The sequence below is a fragment of the Kluyvera genomosp. 3 genome, assembly GCF_011765685.1.
GTDB classification, from domain to species: Bacteria; Pseudomonadota; Gammaproteobacteria; order Enterobacterales; family Enterobacteriaceae; genus Kluyvera; species Kluyvera georgiana_A.
Genome location: NZ_CP050321.1, coordinates 5,005,257 through 5,005,459, shown reverse-complemented (window position 1 = coordinate 5,005,459; position 203 = coordinate 5,005,257).

Here is a 203-nt window from a genome sequence, read left to right as displayed (position 1 = left end):
AACAAGGTAACCGTAGGGGAACCTGCGGTTGGATCACCTCCTTACCTTAAAGAAGCGTTCTTTGAAGTGCTCACACAAATTGTCTGGTAAATGATGAACTTCTGAATGTACTTTCGAGTGCATTAAGAAGTTTTGCTCTTTAAAAATCTGGATCAAGCTGAAAATTGAAACGACACACTGTGTCTGTTCTCCGTAATAAGAAC